Source organism: Hydrogenophaga sp. NFH-34, assembly GCF_021401345.1.
GTDB classification, from domain to species: domain Bacteria; phylum Pseudomonadota; class Gammaproteobacteria; order Burkholderiales; family Burkholderiaceae_C; genus Hydrogenophaga; species Hydrogenophaga electricum.
Map to the genome: position 1 here is coordinate 98,497 of NZ_JACBGE010000014.1, position 17,467 is coordinate 115,963.

The 17,467-nt window shown below is 68.1% G+C and carries 16 protein-coding genes; 5 read left to right on the plus strand and 11 right to left on the minus strand.

Annotated elements, in window-relative coordinates; all coding sequences use genetic code 11:
- Positions 1–218: 218 nt before the first annotated feature.
- Entirely contained in the window at positions 219–1,679 is a 1,461-nt protein-coding gene (gene tldD, locus L0977_RS14735; protein WP_234265605.1) for a metalloprotease TldD, read from the minus strand.
- Positions 1,680–1,723: 44 nt separating this feature from the next.
- A complete protein-coding gene (gene rodA, locus L0977_RS14740; protein WP_234265606.1) occupies positions 1,724–2,878 on the minus strand; it encodes a rod shape-determining protein RodA in 1,155 nt (384 codons plus the stop codon).
- Positions 2,879–2,899: 21 nt separating this feature from the next.
- On the opposite strand from rodA, the gene L0977_RS14745 reads away from it, so the two are divergent.
- Genes L0977_RS14745 through ruvC form a run of 5 tightly spaced genes read left to right on the plus strand, consistent with a single transcriptional unit; the run spans position 2,900 to position 7,887 of the window.
- Positions 2,900–3,532, plus strand: a complete 633-nt coding sequence (locus tag L0977_RS14745) for a YqiA/YcfP family alpha/beta fold hydrolase (protein WP_234265608.1) — start codon at positions 2,900–2,902, stop codon at positions 3,530–3,532.
- 51 nt (positions 3,533–3,583) lie between these two features.
- Entirely contained in the window at positions 3,584–5,641 is a 2,058-nt protein-coding gene (locus L0977_RS14750; RefSeq protein WP_234265609.1) for a ribonuclease catalytic domain-containing protein, read from the plus strand.
- Between the two features lie 22 nt (positions 5,642–5,663).
- Complete coding sequence (locus L0977_RS14755; protein WP_234265610.1) at positions 5,664–6,536, plus strand: energy transducer TonB; 873 nt, start codon at positions 5,664–5,666, stop codon at positions 6,534–6,536.
- A gap of 6 nt (positions 6,537–6,542) precedes the next feature.
- Positions 6,543–7,328 (plus strand): transglycosylase domain-containing protein, encoded by a 786-nt coding sequence (locus tag L0977_RS14760; RefSeq protein ID WP_234265611.1) that lies wholly within the window; start codon positions 6,543–6,545, stop codon positions 7,326–7,328.
- Positions 7,329–7,338: 10 nt separating this feature from the next.
- The gene (gene ruvC, locus L0977_RS14765; protein WP_234265612.1) at positions 7,339–7,887 is read left to right on the plus strand and encodes a crossover junction endodeoxyribonuclease RuvC; all 549 of its coding nucleotides are present in this window, start codon (positions 7,339–7,341) and stop codon (positions 7,885–7,887) included.
- A gap of 28 nt (positions 7,888–7,915) precedes the next feature.
- Here the strand turns inward: ruvC and L0977_RS14770 are convergent, their stop codons facing one another.
- The 9 genes from L0977_RS14770 to ftsW all read right to left on the minus strand — a co-directional run bounded on the left by L0977_RS14770 (position 7,916) and on the right by ftsW (position 17,447).
- Positions 7,916–8,092, minus strand: a complete 177-nt coding sequence (locus tag L0977_RS14770; protein ID WP_234265613.1) for a hypothetical protein — start codon at positions 8,090–8,092, stop codon at positions 7,916–7,918.
- Between the two features lie 9 nt (positions 8,093–8,101).
- On the minus strand, positions 8,102–9,025 hold the full coding sequence (gene lpxC / locus L0977_RS14775; protein ID WP_234265614.1) for a UDP-3-O-acyl-N-acetylglucosamine deacetylase: 924 nt from the start codon (positions 9,023–9,025) through the stop codon (positions 8,102–8,104).
- Positions 9,026–9,229: 204 nt separating this feature from the next.
- Entirely contained in the window at positions 9,230–10,459 is a 1,230-nt protein-coding gene (ftsZ, locus tag L0977_RS14780; RefSeq protein WP_234265615.1) for a cell division protein FtsZ, read from the minus strand.
- Between the two features lie 182 nt (positions 10,460–10,641).
- Positions 10,642–11,871, minus strand: a complete 1,230-nt coding sequence (gene ftsA / locus L0977_RS14785; protein WP_234265616.1) for a cell division protein FtsA — start codon at positions 11,869–11,871, stop codon at positions 10,642–10,644.
- Positions 11,872–11,886: 15 nt separating this feature from the next.
- On the minus strand, positions 11,887–12,684 hold the full coding sequence (locus L0977_RS14790; protein WP_234265617.1) for a cell division protein FtsQ/DivIB: 798 nt from the start codon (positions 12,682–12,684) through the stop codon (positions 11,887–11,889).
- Positions 12,685–12,692: 8 nt separating this feature from the next.
- Complete coding sequence (locus L0977_RS14795; RefSeq protein WP_234265618.1) at positions 12,693–13,655, minus strand: D-alanine--D-alanine ligase; 963 nt, start codon at positions 13,653–13,655, stop codon at positions 12,693–12,695.
- A 14-nt stretch (positions 13,656–13,669) separates the two neighbouring features.
- Positions 13,670–15,079, minus strand: a complete 1,410-nt coding sequence (murC, locus tag L0977_RS14800; protein WP_234265619.1) for a UDP-N-acetylmuramate--L-alanine ligase — start codon at positions 15,077–15,079, stop codon at positions 13,670–13,672.
- Entirely contained in the window at positions 15,076–16,203 is a 1,128-nt protein-coding gene (gene murG, locus L0977_RS14805) for an undecaprenyldiphospho-muramoylpentapeptide beta-N-acetylglucosaminyltransferase (RefSeq protein ID WP_267966456.1), read from the minus strand. The genes murC and murG overlap by 4 nt, the downstream gene beginning before the upstream one ends.
- Entirely contained in the window at positions 16,200–17,447 is a 1,248-nt protein-coding gene (gene ftsW / locus L0977_RS14810; protein WP_234265653.1) for a putative lipid II flippase FtsW, read from the minus strand. The genes murG and ftsW overlap by 4 nt, the downstream gene beginning before the upstream one ends.
- Positions 17,448–17,467: the final 20 nt, after the last annotated feature.

The window sequence follows — 17,467 nt, forward strand, 5'->3', positions numbered from 1 at the left end:
GATGGAAAAAAAGGGGGCAAAAAAAAACCGCCGGGCTGCGGGCCCGGCGGTTTGGGGGGATTCGGTTCTGCTGCGCGCTTACACCGAGGCCTCTCGTCCGCCGGGGACAGAGAACCAAAAGTAAAAGCCGAAGGAAAAGGCTTGACGCGCTTGCATGGCGAAAGAATGTAGCACAAAACGGCTCCTGGGCCGCTCAGCGGTCCTGGACAGCGCCGGGCTCACACCGTGCCCCCGACCGTCAGCCCGTCGATGCGCAGCGTGGGCTGCCCCACCCCCACGGGCACACTCTGGCCTTCCTTGCCGCAGGTGCCGACGCCGCTGTCCAGGCGCAGGTCGTTGCCGATCATGCTCACGCGGGTCAGCGCATCGGGGCCGTTGCCGATGATGGTCGCGCCCTTCACCGGGTACTGAATCTGGCCGTTTTCCACCCAGTAGGCTTGGCTGGCCGAGAACACGAACTTGCCGCTGGTGATGTCCACCTGCCCGCCACCGAAGTTGGTGGCATACAGGCCGCGTTTGATGGAGGCAACGATTTCCTCGGGGCTGCGGTCGCCGCCCAGCATGTAGGTATTGGTCATGCGCGGCATCGGCACGTGCGCATAGCTCTCACGGCGGCCGTTGCCCGTGGGTTTGACGCCCATCAGGCGGGCGTTCATGGCGTCCTGGATGTAACCCTTGAGGATGCCATCCTCGATCAGCACGTTTTGCTGTGTCGCCTGACCCTCGTCGTCGACGTTGAGCGAGCCCCGGCGGTCGGCGATGGTGCCGTCGTCCAGCACCGTCACGCCCTTGGCGGCAACCCGCTGGCCGATGCGCCCGGCAAACGCGCTCGAGCCCTTGCGGTTGAAGTCACCTTCCAGGCCATGGCCCACCGCTTCGTGCAGCAGCACGCCCGGCCAGCCAGGGCCGAGCACCACCGTCATTTCGCCGGCCGGCGCAGGTCGGGCCTCCAGGTTGGTCAGCGCGGCGTTCACGGCCTCGTCGACATAGGTGCCGACCGTGGCCTCGTCGAAGTAGGCCAGCCCGAAGCGGCCGCCGCCACCGGAGGAGCCCACTTCGCGCCGGCCCTTCTGCTCGACGATCACCGTCACGGACAGGCGCACCAGCGGCCGCACATCGGCCGCCAGCGTGCCATCGGCACGCGCGACCAGCACCACGTCGTGCTCCGCCGCCAGGCCGGCCATGACCTGCACCACGCGCGGATCGCGGGCCTTGGCCAGCCGCTCGACCTGTTCCAGCAGCGCGATCTTGGCCTGACTGTCGAGCGTGCCGATGGGGTCCAGCTCCGGGTACAGCGACCGCGACTTTGAAACTTTGGCCGCACGGGCGCGCACCCGGCGGCTCTGCCCCTGCCCGGAAATGGAGCGCACGGTGTGCGCGGCGTCGATCAGCGCGTCCCAGGACAGGTCGTCGGAATAGGCAAAAGCGGTTTTTTCCCCGCTGACCGCGCGCACGCCCACCCCCTGGTCGATGCTGAAGCTGCCGGTCTTGACGATGCCCTCCTCCAGACTCCAGCCTTCGTGGCGCGTGGTCTGGAAATACAGGTCGGCATCGTCGACGCCGTGCGACATGATCTCGCCCAGCGCTTTTTGCAGATGGGCGGGCGTCAGCCCCGAAGGCTGCAGCAACAGGGATTCGGCGGTGGCCAGACGGGCCAGGGTGGGTTCGCGGGCAATCATGGCCCCATTTTAGGGAGCTGCTGGCGGCTACGCCGCCAGCAGGGTCAAGACTGCATCAACCGCTTGGACTTGGCGATCGCCATCAGCATGCCCAGCGCCACGCCCAGCGTGACCATGGCCGTGCCGCCGTAGCTGATGAAAGGCAGCGGCACGCCCACCACCGGCAGCACGCCGCTGACCATGCCCATGTTGACGAAGGCGTAGACGAAGACGTTGAGCGACAGCGCCCCGGCCAGCAATCGCGAGAACAGCGTGGGCGCGTCCATCGCGATCACCAGCCCGCGGAACACCAGGAAGATGAAGCCGGCCATGAGCAGCAGCACGCCCACGAGGCCGAATTCTTCCGAATACGCGGCGTAGATGAAGTCGGTGGTGCGTTCGGGGATGAACTCCAAGTGCGTCTGCGTGCCCTGCATGAAGCCCTTGCCCCAGACGCCGCCCGAGCCGATGGCGATCATGCCCTGGATGATGTGAAAGCCCTTGCCCAGCGGGTCCTTGGACGGGTCCAGCAGCGTGCACACGCGCTGGCGCTGGTACTCGTGCAGCACCTTCCAGTCCACGCCGGGCTGGCACAGCGTGGGCTCCATGACCACGAGCGCGACCACGCCGATCACGCCCAGCAGCACCGGCGGAATGATGAGCTTCCAGCTCAGGCCGGCCAAATAAATGACGAACAGGCCCGAAGCCAGCACCAGCAGCGTGGTGCCCAGATCGGGCTGCTTCAGGATCAGCGCCGCCGGCCCGCCCAGGATCGCTGCCGCGACCAGGAAATCCAACGGCTTGAGCTGGCCTTCGCGACGCTGAAACCACCAGGCCAGCATCATGGGCATGGCGATCTTCATGATCTCGCTCGGCTGGATCACGATGCCCAGGTTGATCCAGCGCGTGGCGCCTTTTTTGGTGATACCGAAAAACTCCACGCCCAGCAGCAGCACCACGCCCAGCAGATACAGCGGCATGGCAAACGCCATCAAGCGCTGCGGCGGGATCTGCGCCAGCACGAACAGCACCCCCAACGCCAGCAGCATGTTGCGTGCGTGCATGGAAAAACGGGTGCCGTGATCGAAACCCACCGAATACATGGCCAGCAGGCCGGTGCCGGCCAGCAGGATGATGGCCAGCGCCAGCAGGCCATCGAAACCCTGGAAGATCGGGGCGATGCGCTGCAGCAGAGAGGGTTTGTCGAACACGGCGGCCATGTGCCGATTATCCTTCGCACCATGGCTGTTCCCGCTCCGCCCACGCCCGCCGTCACCCACGTCATCTACCTGCACGGCTTCCGCTCATCGCCGCAGTCCATGAAAGCGGTCAAGGTCGCTGCCCGGGTGGCCGATAGCCATCCGTCGGTCACTTGGTGGTGCCCGCAGTTGCCCCCCTCGCCCGCGCAGGCGGCCGCGCAGATCCGGCAGGCGACCGCAAACTGGCCCCGGGCGCGCATGGCGGTGATCGGATCGTCGCTGGGCGGCTTCTACGCCCGCTGGCTGGCGCTGCAGGCCGCTTGCGCCCGCACGGTGCTGCTCAATCCCGCCGCGTTCCCGGCCCGCGACCTGGCCCGCCATATCGGTGAACAGACCGCCTGGCACGACCCGGCACAGCGCTTCTATTTCGCGCCCGCCTTCGTCGACGAACTGCGCACCTTGGAAACAGACATCCAGCACCTGGCCGCCGACCACGCCACCACCCCGGCCAGCCAGCTCGCCATCGTGGCCCAGGGCGACGAACTGCTGGACTGGCGCGAGATGCAGGCCTTCTGCGCCGGGGGCGAGATCCGCCTGCTCGACGGCAGCGATCACGCTCTGAGCGATTTCGATCGCCACATCGACGCCGTCTTCGATTTCCTGCATCTGGCCTGAAACGGGGTACCCGCCCTCAGCGTCAGGCGGGCGCATGGGACAATCCGGCCCATGTTTATCCTGTTCGATGAAGCCGGCAAGCTGCTGACCGGCCGCCTGATGTCCGAAGCCGAAAGCTCGCTGCAGATCGAGCTTGACTCGGGCAAGCGCGTGAAGGTCAAGCTGGCCAATACGCTGCTGCGTTTTGACAAACCCGCCCCCGCTGCGCTGCTGCCCGAGGCACAGACGCTGGCCGCCACCATGGACCTGGCGCTGGCCCACGAGTTCGCCCCCCAAGAAGAATTCGGCTTCGCCGATCTCGCGGCCGACTATTTCAGCGACCCGCCCACCGTGGCCCAGCAGGTCGCGGCGCTGATCTGCCTGCAGGGTGCGCCGCACTACTTCCGGCGTGCCGGCAAAGGCCGCTTCAAGAAAGCACCGCCTGAAATCGTGGCGCAGGCACTGGCGGCGATCGAGAAAAAGAAGCAGATCCAGGCACAGATCGATGCCTGGTCCGCCGACCTCGTGGCGGGCCAGTGCCCCGAGCCCGTTCGCCAGCAGCTCTACAAGATCCTGTTCCGGCCCGACAAGAACGCGCCCGAGTACAAGGCCGTGGTCGAAGCCGCCCGCGGCAGCCACCTCAATCCGCTGGCGCTGCTGCAGAAAGCCGGCGCCATCACCAGCGCCTACCAGTTCCACTGGCAGCGCTTCCTGTTCGATCAGTTCCCGAAGGGCACGGGCTTTCCCGCGCTCGAAGCCCCGGCCATCGGCGACGAACTGCCCGTGGCGCCCGTGCAGGCTTTCTCGATCGACGACTCGCACACCACCGAAATCGACGACGCGCTCTCGCTGCAGGGCCTGGGCACCGGCAGCGTGACCCTGGGCATCCACATCGCCGCGCCGGGTCTGGCCATCGCGCCGGACAGCGCGGTCGACCAGGTGGCCCGCGCGCGCCTGTCCACCGTCTACATGCCGGGCCACAAGATCACCATGCTGCCCGACGCGGTGGTGCAGGCCTATACGCTGGAAGCGGGCCGCGACTGCCCGGCGGTGTCGCTCTACGTCACCTACGACGAAGCCACCCTGGCCGCGACCGGCAGCCGCACGACGCTGGAGCGCGTGCCCATCGCTCACAACCTGCGCCACGACCGGCTCGACAGCGTGATCACCCCGGCCTGGCTCGATGGCGAAACCGCTGCCGACACCGCCCCGGCCGAGATCGCGGCGCTGCACCCGCAACTGGCCTTCCTCTGGCGCCTGGCCCGGCACCTCAAGGCCCAGCGCGAAGTGGTGCGCGGCAAGCCGGAAAACTTCAACCGCCCGGACTACACCTTCCGGCTGGAAGGCGGCAGCGGTGACGAACCCGATGGCAGCGAAACCGTGCGCATCGGCACCCGCTCGCGCGGCGCCCCGCTGGACCTGATGGTCGCCGAAGCCATGATCGTCGCCAACAGCACCTGGGGCCAGTGGCTGGCCGGCTGCGGCGTGCCCGGCATCTACCGCAGCCAGGCCAGCATGGCCCCGGGAATCAAGGTCCGCATGGGCACCAAGGCCCAGCCACACGCCGGCATCGGCGTGCCCGCCTATGCCTGGAGCACCTCGCCGCTGCGCCGCTATGTCGACCTGGTCAACCAGTGGCAGATCATTGCCTGCGCGCGCCACGGCGCGACTGCCGCGCTGGTGGCACCGTTCAAGCCCAAGGACGCCAACCTGATGGCGGTGATCAGTGCCTTCGACGCCGCCTACACCGCCTACAACGGTTTCCAGAACGGCATGGAACGCTTCTGGACGCTGCGCCACCTGCAGCAAGCCGGCATCACCGAACTGACCGCCACGCTGATCAAGGACAACCTGGTGCGCGCCGACACGCTGCCCCTGGTGTTGCCGGTGCTGGGCGCCGAAGGGCTGCCGCGCGGTGCGCAGGTGCGGGTGCGCCTGGGCGCCGTCGACGAGATCAGCCTGGAAGTCTCGGGCACCGTCATCGAACGCCTCGATCTCGCCACCGACCCGGCCGCCGAGGCCGGCGACGATGAAGGCAGCGACGACGATGCGCTGGCGGCTGCGCCACTGGCCCTGGCGATCGACGTGAACGAAACCCCCGACGGGGCCGCCGCGGACGGCGCCGGCTGATACCAGCGGGGATAATGCCGGCGTGAAATCCTTCCTGGCCTTCGTCAAGCAGCTCAGCACCCTGCAGATCGCGCTGGCGGTCTCGGTGCTCGCGCATGCCGCCCTGCTGACGGTGCGCTTTGTCGACCCGGAAAGTTTCAACCGGGCCTTCAAGGACACGCCGCTGGAAGTGATCCTGGTCAACGCCCGCAGCGAAGAGCGCCCGGACAAGGCGGCCGCCATCGCCCAGGCCACGCTGGCCGGCGGTGGCGAGGCTGAACGCCAGACCCGCGCCACCACCTTCCTGCCCTATTCGGGCCAGACCCGCGTGGGCGATGCGGCCGAAGACGAAGAGCGCCGGATCGAGGCCCTCAAACAGCAGCAGAACCAGTTGCTCACCCAGGTGCGCAAGGCCCTGGCTTCGATGCCGCCACCCGATCTGCAGGCGGTCAACCCCAGCCCCGACACCATCGAGCGCGAAGAGAAGCGCAAGGCCCTGCTCAAGATCCTGGGCGAGATCGAGCGCCGCATCAACGAGGAAAACGCGCGACCGCGAAAACGCTACATCAGCCCGGCCACCCGCGAAGAGGTCTACGCCGTCTACTACGACGAGCTGCGGCGCAAGATCGAGGAGCGCGGCACCAGCAACTTCCCCGAAGCCGGTGGGCGCAAGCTCTACGGCGCGCTGACCATGATCATCACGGTCAACCACACCGGCCAGGTGCTCGACACCGAGGTGGTGGAAACGTCGGGCAACCCCACGCTGGACCGGCGTGCCCAGTCCATCGTTCGCAGCCTGGGATTCGGCCGCTTTTCCGACGGCATGCGCCGCCGAGCCGACCAGATCGTGGTGGTCTCGCGCTTTCGTTTCACGCGCGAAGAGACGCTGCAGACACAGCTCAGCGCCAGCCCCTGAAGACGCATGAAAGCCCTGGGACGCTGGATCTTGTGGTTGCTGTTGGCCGGTGTGGCGCTGCAGCTGTTCTTCCTGCTGCGCATCGCGCTGATGCTGGTGGTCGACCCGCAGAGCACCGCGTTCATGCGCTCGGAGGCCTGGCGCATTGCCCAGGCCAGCCTGACGGGCGACACCCCCTGGACCTGGTCGGCCCGGTGGGTGGACTACGAGCAGATCAGCCCCCACCTCAAACGCGCGGTCATGGCCTCGGAAGACGACGGTTTCGCGACCCACGGCGGGGTCGACTGGGGCGCCATCGAAGCCGCCTGGAACCGCAATGAAAAACGGCAGGCCCAGGTGCAGAAGAAGGCCGAGCAGATCGAGCGCCGGCTGGGCCACAAGCCCGAAGCCGCCGAAGCGGCCCTCAAAGCGCTGCGCCCGGCCCGCATCATCGGCGGCTCCACCATCTCCCAGCAACTGGCCAAGAACCTGCTGCTTTCGGGCGAGCGCACCCTGCTGCGCAAAGGTCAGGAGCTGGTGCTGACCCTGATGCTCGAAGCCCTGCTGTCCAAGCAGCGCATTCTCGAGATCTACCTCAACAGCGTGGAGTGGGGGGAAGGCGTCTTCGGCGCCGAAGCCGCCGCCCAGCGCTACTTCAACAAACCGGCTGCCAAGCTCGCTCCCGCAGAAGCTGCCCGGCTGGCCGTCATGCTGCCCAGCCCCAAGTTTTTCGAAAAGCGCCCGGGCTCGGCCTACCTGTCCCGCCGCACCGCCACCATCGTTGCCCGCATGGGCGCGGTGACGCTGCCCTGAGGCCGCCACCATGCGCATTCTCGGCATCGACCCTGGCCTGCAGTGCACCGGCTTTGGCGTCATCGACACCGAAGGTGCGGCCCTGCGCTACGTGGCCAGCGGCACCATCCAGACCAGCCCCCGGGACGGTGCGCTGCTGCCCGAGCGCCTGAAGACCATCTTTGACGGCATCACGGAGGTCGTGCGCCGCTACCAGCCCGACGTGGCCGTGTGCGAGATCGTGTTCGTCAACGTGAACCCGCAGGCCACCCTGCTGCTGGGCCAGGCGCGCGGCTGCTGCCTGACAGCGCTGGTGGCCAATGGCCTGCCGGTGGCCGAATACACCGCCCTGCAGCTGAAGAAGGCGGTGGTCGGCCACGGCCGCGCCACCAAACCCCAGATGCAGGAAATGGTGCGCCGCCTGCTGCAATTGCCCGGCCTGCCCGGCAAGGACGCGGCCGACGCGCTCGGCCTGGGCATCACCCACGCCCAGGTCAGCCGCACCACGGCGGCCATGAACCGCGTGACCACGCTGCAGGCACGAACCCACGCGGCGTACAAGTCGGGGCGGGTCTACTGATCCCGGGCCGCGGGCCCGCGCCGCGCCTTCAGACGATGCGTTCGAGCACCAGCACGCCGAAAAAGCCCAGCGCAGCCAGCACCGTCCACTTCAGGACGATCAGCCCCCACTGCCGGTAACGCGCCTGCCCGGTCCCGATGTAGAAGGCGAAACACACGCCTGCCGCCAGCAGCAGGAAGAACAGGGTCCAGCGGAACAGCAGCATGGCGGCGGCTTACCAGGCCGGCACCAGTTGCGCGAAACCCTGGGGCGCCTCGCGCTCGCTGCTGAAGCTGACCAGATCCCACGCCTCGGGCTGGGCCTGCAAGGCGCGCAGCAACTGGTTGTTCATGGCGTGGCCCGACCGGAAGGCGCTGTAGGCGGCCAGCAGCGGGTGGCCCACCACGTACAGGTCACCGATGGCGTCGAGGATCTTGTGCTTGACGAACTCGTCCTGGTAGCGCAACCCGTCGCTGTTGAGCACCTTGTAGTCGTCCATCACGATGGCGTTGTCTAGACCACCCCCCAGCGCGAGTCCGTGCGAGCGCATCATTTCGACGTCGCGTGTGAAGCCGAAGGTGCGTGCCCGGGCGATTTCGCGCGTGTACTGGCCGCTGCCGAGGTCAAACTCGACGCGCTGGCCGGTGGCCGTCACCGCCGGGTGGTTGAACTCGATTTCGAACGACAGCTTGAAGCCGTGGTACGGCTCCAGCCGCGCCCATTTGAGCTGACGCCCCTCGCCTTCGCGCACTTCCACCGGCTTTTTGACGCGGATGAAGCGCTTGGGCGCGTTCTGGGCCACGATGCCCGCGCTTTGCAGCAGGTAGACAAAAGACGCCGAGGAGCCATCGAGAATGGGCACTTCCTCGGCCGTGATGTCCACGTAGAGGTTGTCCAGCCCGAGGCCGCAGCAGGCGCTCATCAGGTGCTCGATGGTGTGCACCTTGGCACCACCGCTGGAGATGGTGGAGGCCAGGCGCGTATCGGTCACCGCCTCGGCGTTCACCGGGATCTCCACCGGCTCCGGCAGATCGACCCGCCGGAACACGATGCCGGTGTCGGGCGCCGCCGGCCGCAGCGTCAGCTCCACCCGCTGGCCACTGTGCAGGCCGACACCGACCGCCTTGGTCAGGGATTTGAGCGTTCGTTGAGCGAGCATCCTGCGATTTTAAGTTTGGCTGCCGTCTCCCGCCGGTGGAAATGGCTATGCCGGCGATTGACGAGCCTCCGGAGAGCGAAGCCCCCCGACACCAGGGCAGCAAGGGTCCGGCTCCGCCGGCCCAAGCTGCCGTCCTCCCTCGAAGCGCCAAAGGCGCGCCACAGAGGGGGGAAGCCGCGTCAGCGGCGCAGGGGGGGTGCCGAATCAGTCGGCCTGCTTGCGCAGGAAAGCCGGGATCTCGAAGTCGTCCATGCCGCCGGAAGCCAGGGCGTCGACCTTGGCCGCGGCCTGGGTGCGGTTGGTACGCCAGACGCTGGGCACCGCCATGGCGTCGTACGCAGGTTGTGCAGCCCCGGTGGCCGCCCCGTTGCCGGCTCCGCCGACCACGGTATTGACGGTGGGCACGTTGAACGGCACGTTGTCGGTGCCGGTGCGCAGCACCTGCAGGGGCGGCGCGGTGCGGCGGGCAGCGCCCTGGCGCGACAGGCCGGTGGCGACCACGGTCACGCGCATCTCGTCGCCCAGGCTTTCGTCGTAGGCGGCACCGTAGATGACGTGGGCGTCCGGCGCGGCGTAGGCCTTGATGGCGTTCATCGCTTCCTTCGACTCCTTCAGCTTCAGGCTGCCCTTGGAGGCCGTCACCAGCACCAGCACGCCCTTGGCGCCGGAGAGGTCCACGCCTTCCAGCAGCGGACAGGCCACGGCCTGCTCGGCGGCGATGCGGGCGCGGTCGGGGCCTTCGGCGGTGGCGGTGCCCATCATGGCCTTGCCGGGCTCGCCCATCACGGTGCGCACGTCTTCGAAGTCGACGTTGACGTTGCCGTACTCGTTGATGATCTCGGCGATCCCGCCGACGGCGTTCTTCAGCACATCGTTGGCGTGGGCAAAGGCTTCGTCCTGGGTGATGTCATCGCCCAGCACGTCCTGCAGCTTCTCGTTGAGCACCACGATCAGCGAGTCGACGTTGGCTTCCAGTTCGGTCAGGCCGCCGTCGGCATTGGCCATGCGGCGCCCGCCCTCCCAGTCGAACGGCTTGGTGACCACACCCACCGTCAGGATGCCCATTTCCTTGGCCACGCGGGCGATCACCGGGGCGGCGCCGGTGCCGGTGCCGCCGCCCATGCCGGCCGTGATGAACAGCATGTGGGCGCCATCGATGGCGGTGCGGATTTCCTCCACGGCCGCCTCGGCCGCGTCACGGGCTTTTTCGGGCTTGCTGCCGGCGCCCAGGCCGGTGTTGCCGAGCTGGATGGTGCGGGTGGCCGAGCTGCGGGCCAGCGCCTGCGCATCGGTGTTGGCGCAGATGAACTCCACCCCCTGCACGTTGCGCATGATCATGTGCTCGACGGCGTTGCCGCCGCCGCCGCCGACGCCAATGACCTTGATTTGCGTGCCCATGTGGAATTCTTCGACTTCGATCATTTCGATGCTCATGTTGGCCTCCTGGGTTGCGCCTGGGGGGGCGCGGGGTGATTCAGATAAAACGGTAAGACGGGAAATGCGGAAAACGGGATTCGGTCGTTCAGCCAGGCGGCCCGGTGCCGTCCCGACATCGGAACGGGGATCGCGGGCGGGTCCGGGGCGACCAGGGGGCGGACGATGGCGTCGAGGTCATGTCAGAACGTCCCCAGAAACCAGTTCTTCAGGCGGTCGAAGGCGCCTTGCATGGAGCCGCTCTTCTGCGCCACCTTGTGGCCGCGCAGACGGGCCTGACGGGCCTCTTCCAGCAAGCCCATGACCGTGGCCGCGCGGGGTTGCGCCACCATGTCCGACAAGGCGCTGGCGTACTGCGGGATGCCTCGGCGCACGGGTTTGAGGAAGATGTCCTCCCCGAGTTCAACCATGCCGGGCATGACGGCGCTGCCGCCCGTGAGCACGATGCCCGAGGACAGCACCTCTTCGTGGCCCGAGTCGCGGATGACCTGCTGCACCAGCGAGAAGATCTCCTCCACCCGGGGTTCGATCACGCCGGCCAGCGCCTGGCGGCTGAGCATGCGCGGGCCGCGATCGCCCAGACCCGGCACCTCGACCTGCTGGTCCGGGTCGGCCAGCAATTGCTTGGCGCAACCGCTCTCGACCTTGATGTCCTCGGCGTCCTTGGTCGGTGTGCGCAGCGCCATGGCGATGTCGCTGGTGATCAGGTCACCGGCGATCGGAATCACCGCCGTGTGGCGGATCGCGCCGCCCGCGAAGATCGCCACGTCGGTGGTGCCGGCGCCGATGTCCACCAACGCCACGCCCAACTCCTTCTCGTCGTCGGTCAGGATGGCCTGGCTGCTGGCCAGCGGGTTGAGCATGAGCTGGTCGACCTCCAGACCGCAGCGGCGCACGCACTTGATGATGTTTTCCGCCGCGCTCTGCGCACCGGTGACGATGTGCACCTTGGCTTCGAGCCGGATGCCGCTCATGCCGATCGGCTCCTTGACCTCCTGGCCGTCGATCACGAACTCCTGCGGCTCCACCAACAGCAGGCGCTGGTCGGTCGAGATGTTGATCGCCTTGGCGGTCTCGATCACGCGCGCCACGTCGGCCGGCGTGACCTCGCGGTCCTTGATCGCGACCATCCCGCTGGAGTTGATGCCGCGGATGTGGCTGCCGGTGATGCCGGTGTAGACGCGGGCGATGCGGCAGTCGGCCATCAGCTCGGCCTCCTTGAGCGCCTGCTGGATGCTCTGCACGGTCGCGTCGATATTGACCACCACCCCGCGCTTGAGGCCGTGGCTGGGGGCGACACCCAGCCCGGCCAGCTTGAGCTCGCCTTGGGGCAGGACCTCCGCCACCACCACCATGATCTTGGCGGTGCCTATGTCGAGTCCGACGACCAGATCCTTGTATTCCTTGGCCATGATGCGTTGCTTCGATTACCGGGTTTTCGGTGGGGTGTTGGGGGCTTCGACGAGGGTGGTCACGCCGCGCACACGCAGGGCGTAACCGTTGGGGTAGCGCAGGTCGGCGTATTGCAGCGGACCGGGGTAGCGTTGCTGGATCTGGCCCAGCGAGCCTATGAACCGGGCGACACGCGCCTGCAAGGCTTCGGGCGTGCCGCGGCCAAGCTCCACCACGGCACCGCCTTCGAGTTCGGCGCGCCAGCCACCGCGCTCGTTGAGCTGCAGCTTCAGCAGCACCAGCTGGTGGCGCGCAAATTCGGCCTTCAGCGGCTGGAACAGCGCCCAGACCTGCGCCGACTGGTGCTCCGGCCCCGACAGCTCCGGCAGCCCCTCCAGTTCGTCCGGCGTGGCCTCGAACACTTCGCCCAGGTGATTGACGAGGTGACCGCCGCCGGCGCCGCCCCACCAAGCCACCGGCTGGTGCTCTTCGATCGTCACACGCAGGCGGTTGGGGAATTCGCGCTGCACCACCGCCTTGCGCACCCAGGGCACCGACTCGAACAGCCGCTGCACCTGGCGCAGGTCCAGCGCCAGGAAGCCGCTGGCCAGCGCATTGCGCAAAGGCGCCGCCAGTTGCGAACGGATGGACACCGCGTTCTGGTGCGCCACGTCGCCCTGCACCAGCACCGACTGCACCGACCACGCCGGGTGCCGCACCGCCCACAGCCCGATCACGCCCACGGCCAGCGCGGCGAACAGCGCCACCAGGGCGCGTGTCGCCACGGCCATCAGCCGGACGTCCAGGGGCAGGTCGAGGTCGGTGGCAGCCATGGCGGGGGTCAGGCCTTCAGGGAAGCCGGGTTGTCCAGCGCGGCGGTGGCCAGCACCTGCAGGCACAGGTCCTCGTAGGACACGCCCGTGGCGCGGGCCGACATCGGCACCAGCGAATGCCCGGTCATGCCGGGCGAGGTGTTGATTTCGAGCAACCAGGGCTTGCGCGTGGTGGCGTCGATCATCACGTCGGCGCGCGCCCAGCCCCGGCAGTCGAGTGTGCGGAAGGCCTGGAGCACCAGCGCCTGGATCGCGGCCTCCTCGCCCTCGGGCAGGCCGCAGGGCACGAGGTACTTCGTGTCGTCGGTGAAGTACTTGTTCTGGTAGTCGTAGTTGCCATCGGGCGCCACGATGCGGATCACCGGCAACGCACGCGCCGCGTCGCCCGTCCCGAGCACCGGGCAAGTGACCTCGTCGCCGGCGATGAACTGCTCGCACATCACCATCGGGTCCAGGCCTGCGGCCAGCGCGTAGGCCGCGTCGCACTGTTCCAGCGTCGTGACCTTGGTGAGCCCGATGGTGGAGCCTTCGCGCACCGGCTTGACGATCATCGGCGCCCCCAGCGCGGCGAAGGCGGCGCGCGTTTCCGCCGCGCTGCGCACCTGCCGCCAGGCCGGCGTGGCCAGGCCTTCGGCGATCCAGATGCGCTTAGTCATGAGCTTGTCCATGGCCACCGACGAGGCCATCACACCCGGGCCGGTGTACGGGATGCCCAACAACTCCAGCGCGCCTTGCACCGTGCCGTCTTCGCCGAAGCGGCCATGCAGCGCGATGAAGACGCGCGAAAAGCCGTCGCGCCGCAACTCACTCAGGTCGCGCTCGGCCGGGTCGAAGGCGTGGGCATCCACGCCCTTGGCCTTCAGCGCGGCCAACACGCCGGCGCCCGACATCAGCGAGACCTCCCGTTCGGCCGATCGGCCGCCCAGCAGGACGGCCACCTTGCCCAAGGCCTGCACATCGATGGGGTTCATGTTCGGATTCATGGTCACACCTTGTCCTTGCCGGCCAGCTCGATCACCTGAGCGGCCACCGCGCCGATGGAGCCGGCGCCCATGCACAGCACCACATCGCCGTCGCGGGCGTTGTCCAGCACCGCCTGGGGCATGGCGGCTATGTCGTCCACAAAGACCGGTTCGAGCTTGCCCGCCACGCGCAGCGCGCGCGCCAGCGACCGGCCGTCGGCGGCCACGATGGGCGCTTCGCCAGCCGCGTAGACCTCGGCCAGCAGCACCGCGTCGGCCTGGCCGATCACTTTGACGAAGTCCTCGAAGCAGTCGCGCGTGCGGCTGTAGCGGTGCGGCTGGAACGCCAGCACCAGGCGGCGTTCGGGGAAAGCCCCGCGCGCGGCCGCGATGGTGGCGGCCATTTCCACCGGGTGGTGGCCATAGTCGTCGACCAGGGTCGCGCGACCACCCGCCGGCAGCGGCGCTTCGCCATAGCGCTGGAAGCGCCGGCCCACGCCCTTGAAGTCGGCCAGCGCCTGCAGCAGCGCCGCATCGGGAATGCCCAGTTCGACCGCGATGCCGATGGCGGCCAGGGCGTTGAGCACGTTGTGGCGGCCCGGCAGGTTGAGCACCACGTCGAGGTCGGGCAGTTGCACGCCGTTGCGGCGCTGCACGGTGAAGTGCATCTGTGCCCCCACAGCGCGCACATCCACCGCGCGGATCTGCGCATCTTCGGCCATGCCGTAGCTGGTGATCGGGCGCCCGATCTGCGGCAGGATCTCGCGAATCGCGGCGTCGTCCACGCACACCACGGCGGCGCCGTAGAACGGCATCTTGTGCAGGAAGTCGACGAAGGCGCCCTTGAGCCGGCCGAAGTCGTGCCCGTAGGTGTCCATGTGGTCGGCGTCGATGTTGGTGACGACCGAAATCACCGGCAGCAGGTTGAGGAAAGACGCGTCGGACTCGTCCGCCTCGACCACGATGTACTCGCCCGAACCGAGCTGGGCATTGGCGCCGGCGCTGTTGAGCCGGCCACCGATGACGAAGGTCGGGTCCAGGCCTGCAGCGGCGAGCACGCTCGCCACCAGACTGGTGGTCGTGGTCTTGCCGTGCGTGCCAGCGATGGCGATGCCTTTTTTCATGCGCATCAGCTCGGCCAGCATGACCGCGCGCGGCACCACCGGCACGAGCTTGGCGTGCGCCGCCACCACCTCGGGGTTGTCTTCCTTCACGGCGGTCGAGGTGACGATGGCGTCGGCCCCCTCGATGAAAGCGGCGTCATGCCCCCGGTGCACCGTGGCACCCAGTGCGACCAGGCGGCGCGTGGCGGCGTTGGCCCCCAGGTCGCTGCCGGAGATCACGTAGCCCTGGTTCAGCAGCACCTCGGCAATACCGCTCATGCCCGAACCGCCGATGCCGACGAAGTGAATGTGGCGAATGGCGTGCTTCATGCGCCCTTCCCCTTCGCGAGCTGCTCACAGGCCGCCACCACGGCGGCCACGGCCTCGGTCTTTGCCATTTGCTGGGCCTTCACGGCCATCTCCATCAAAGTGGCCCGTTGCACCGTGCGCAGGGTCTGCGCCAGCGATTCGGGCGTGAATGCGGGTTGGGGCACCAGCCAGGCAGCGCCCGCATCCACCAGGAAGCGGGCGTTGGTGGTCTGGTGGTCGTCCACCGCGTGCGGAAAGGGCACGAACAGCGCGGCCGCTCCCACAGCGGCGATTTCCGTCACGGTGCTGGCACCGGCACGGCAGACGATCAGGTCGGCGTCGGCGAAGGCCTGGGCCGTGTCGTCGATGAAGGGCGTGAGCGTCGCGTCGACCCCTGCTGCGGCGTAGTTCGCACGCAGCTCGTCGATCTGTTTTTCGCCGCTCTGGTGGATCACCTGCGGGCGCTCGGATTCGGGCAGCAGCGCCAGCGCGCGCGGCACGGTGTCGTTGAGCGCCTTGGCTCCCAGGCTGCCCCCCACCACCAGCAGGCGCAGCGGCCCGCTGCGCCCCGCCAGACGCTGCGCCGGTGGCGGCTGTTGCAGAAACGGTGCGCGCAGCGGATTGCCCACCCAGGCACCCTTCTTCAGCGCCCCGGGGAAGGCCAGAAACACGCGGTCGGCGACGCCGGCCAGCACCTTGTTGGCCAGCCCCGCCACCGAGTTCTGTTCGTGCAGCACCAGGGGCTTGCCCGCGAGCGTGCCCATCATGCCGCCCGGGAACGTGATGTAGCCCCCCAGGCCCACCAGCACGTCGGGGCGCACGCGGCGCACCACCTGCCAGGCCTGCCAGAAGGCACGCAGCAACCGCAGCGGCAGCAGCACCAGCGTCTGGAACCCCTTGCCGCGCACGCCACCGAAGTCGATGGTTTCCAGCGCAAAACCGCGCGGCGGCACCAGCCGGCTTTCCATGCTGCCCGGCGCGCCGAGCCAGTGCACGCGCCAGCCCTGTTCGCGCAGGGCCTCGGCCACGGCCAGGCCGGGGAAGATGTGCCCGCCCGTGCCACCGGCCATCACCAGCGCACACCGCGCCGTGCCCCGGTGGCCTGCCGCAGAGGTCGTGTGACGCGGGGTGGTGTTCGGCGTCATGCGCGCCCTCCCCGCATCAGTTGGCGGTTCTCGTAATCCACCCGCAGCACGATGGCAATGGCCACCAGGTTCATCAGCACGGCCGAGCCGCCATAGCTCATGAGCGGCAGCGTCAGCCCCTTGGTGGGCAGGGCCCCCAGGTTCACGCCGATGTTGATGAAGGCCTGGAAGCCCATCCACAGACCCACCCCCTGGGCCACCAGCCCCGCGAAAACCTGGTCCAGCGCAATCGCCTGGCGCCCGATGTACATGATGCGGCGCGTCAGCCACAGGAACAGGCCGATCAGCGCGAGCACGCCGATCAGGCCGAACTCTTCGCCCACCACCGCCAGCAGGAAGTCGGTGTGCGCCTCGGGCAGCCAGTGCAGCTTTTCCACGCTGCCGCCCAGACCGACACCGAAGATCTCGCCGCGCCCGATGGCGATGAGCGCGTGCGAGAGCTGGTAGCCCTTGCCCAGCGCATGGTTCTCGCTGAACGGGTCCAGGTACGCAAAGATGCGTTCGCGGCGCCACTCGCTGGTCAGCACGATCATGGCGAACGCGGCCACCACCAGCAGCGCCATGAGGAAGAACATGCGGGCGTTGACGCCCCCCAGGAACAGGATGCCCATGGCAATCACCACGATCACCATGAACGCGCCCATGTCGGGCTCGGCCAGCAGCAGCATGCCCACCACCAGCACCGCCAGCGCCATCGGCAGCACAGCGCGGAAGAAGCGCTCCTTGACCTCCATGCGGCGCACCATGTAGTCGGCGGCGTAGAGCAGCACGGCCAGTTTGGCCAGCTCCGAAGGCTGGAAGCTCATGAAACCGAAGGAAATCCAGCGGCGGGCCCCGTTGACCACCGTGCCGACGTGCGGGATCAACACCACCACCAGCAGCACCAGCGCCACGGCGAACAGCCAGGGTGCAAAACGCTCCCAGGTGCGCATCGGCACCTGGAACGCCATCAGCGCGGCCACCATCCCGATCAGGATGAAGAAGCCGTGCCGGACCACGAAATGGGTGTGGCTGTAGTTGGCGAAGCGGGGGTTGTCGGGCAGCGCGATCGAGGCCGAATACACCATCACCAGGCCCCAGGCCAGCAGGGACAGCACCACCCACAGCAGCGGCTGGTCAAAGCCCAGCTCGCGCACCGCGGCGTTGCGTGTGCCCGCATAGGTGCGGTTGGACAGCCGCACCGGCAGCGCGTCGCCACCGGTCAGCGCGCCCGCGAGGCTGCGCCCCGAAAACAGGTCGCGCAGGCGGCTGGCGAAGGAACGGG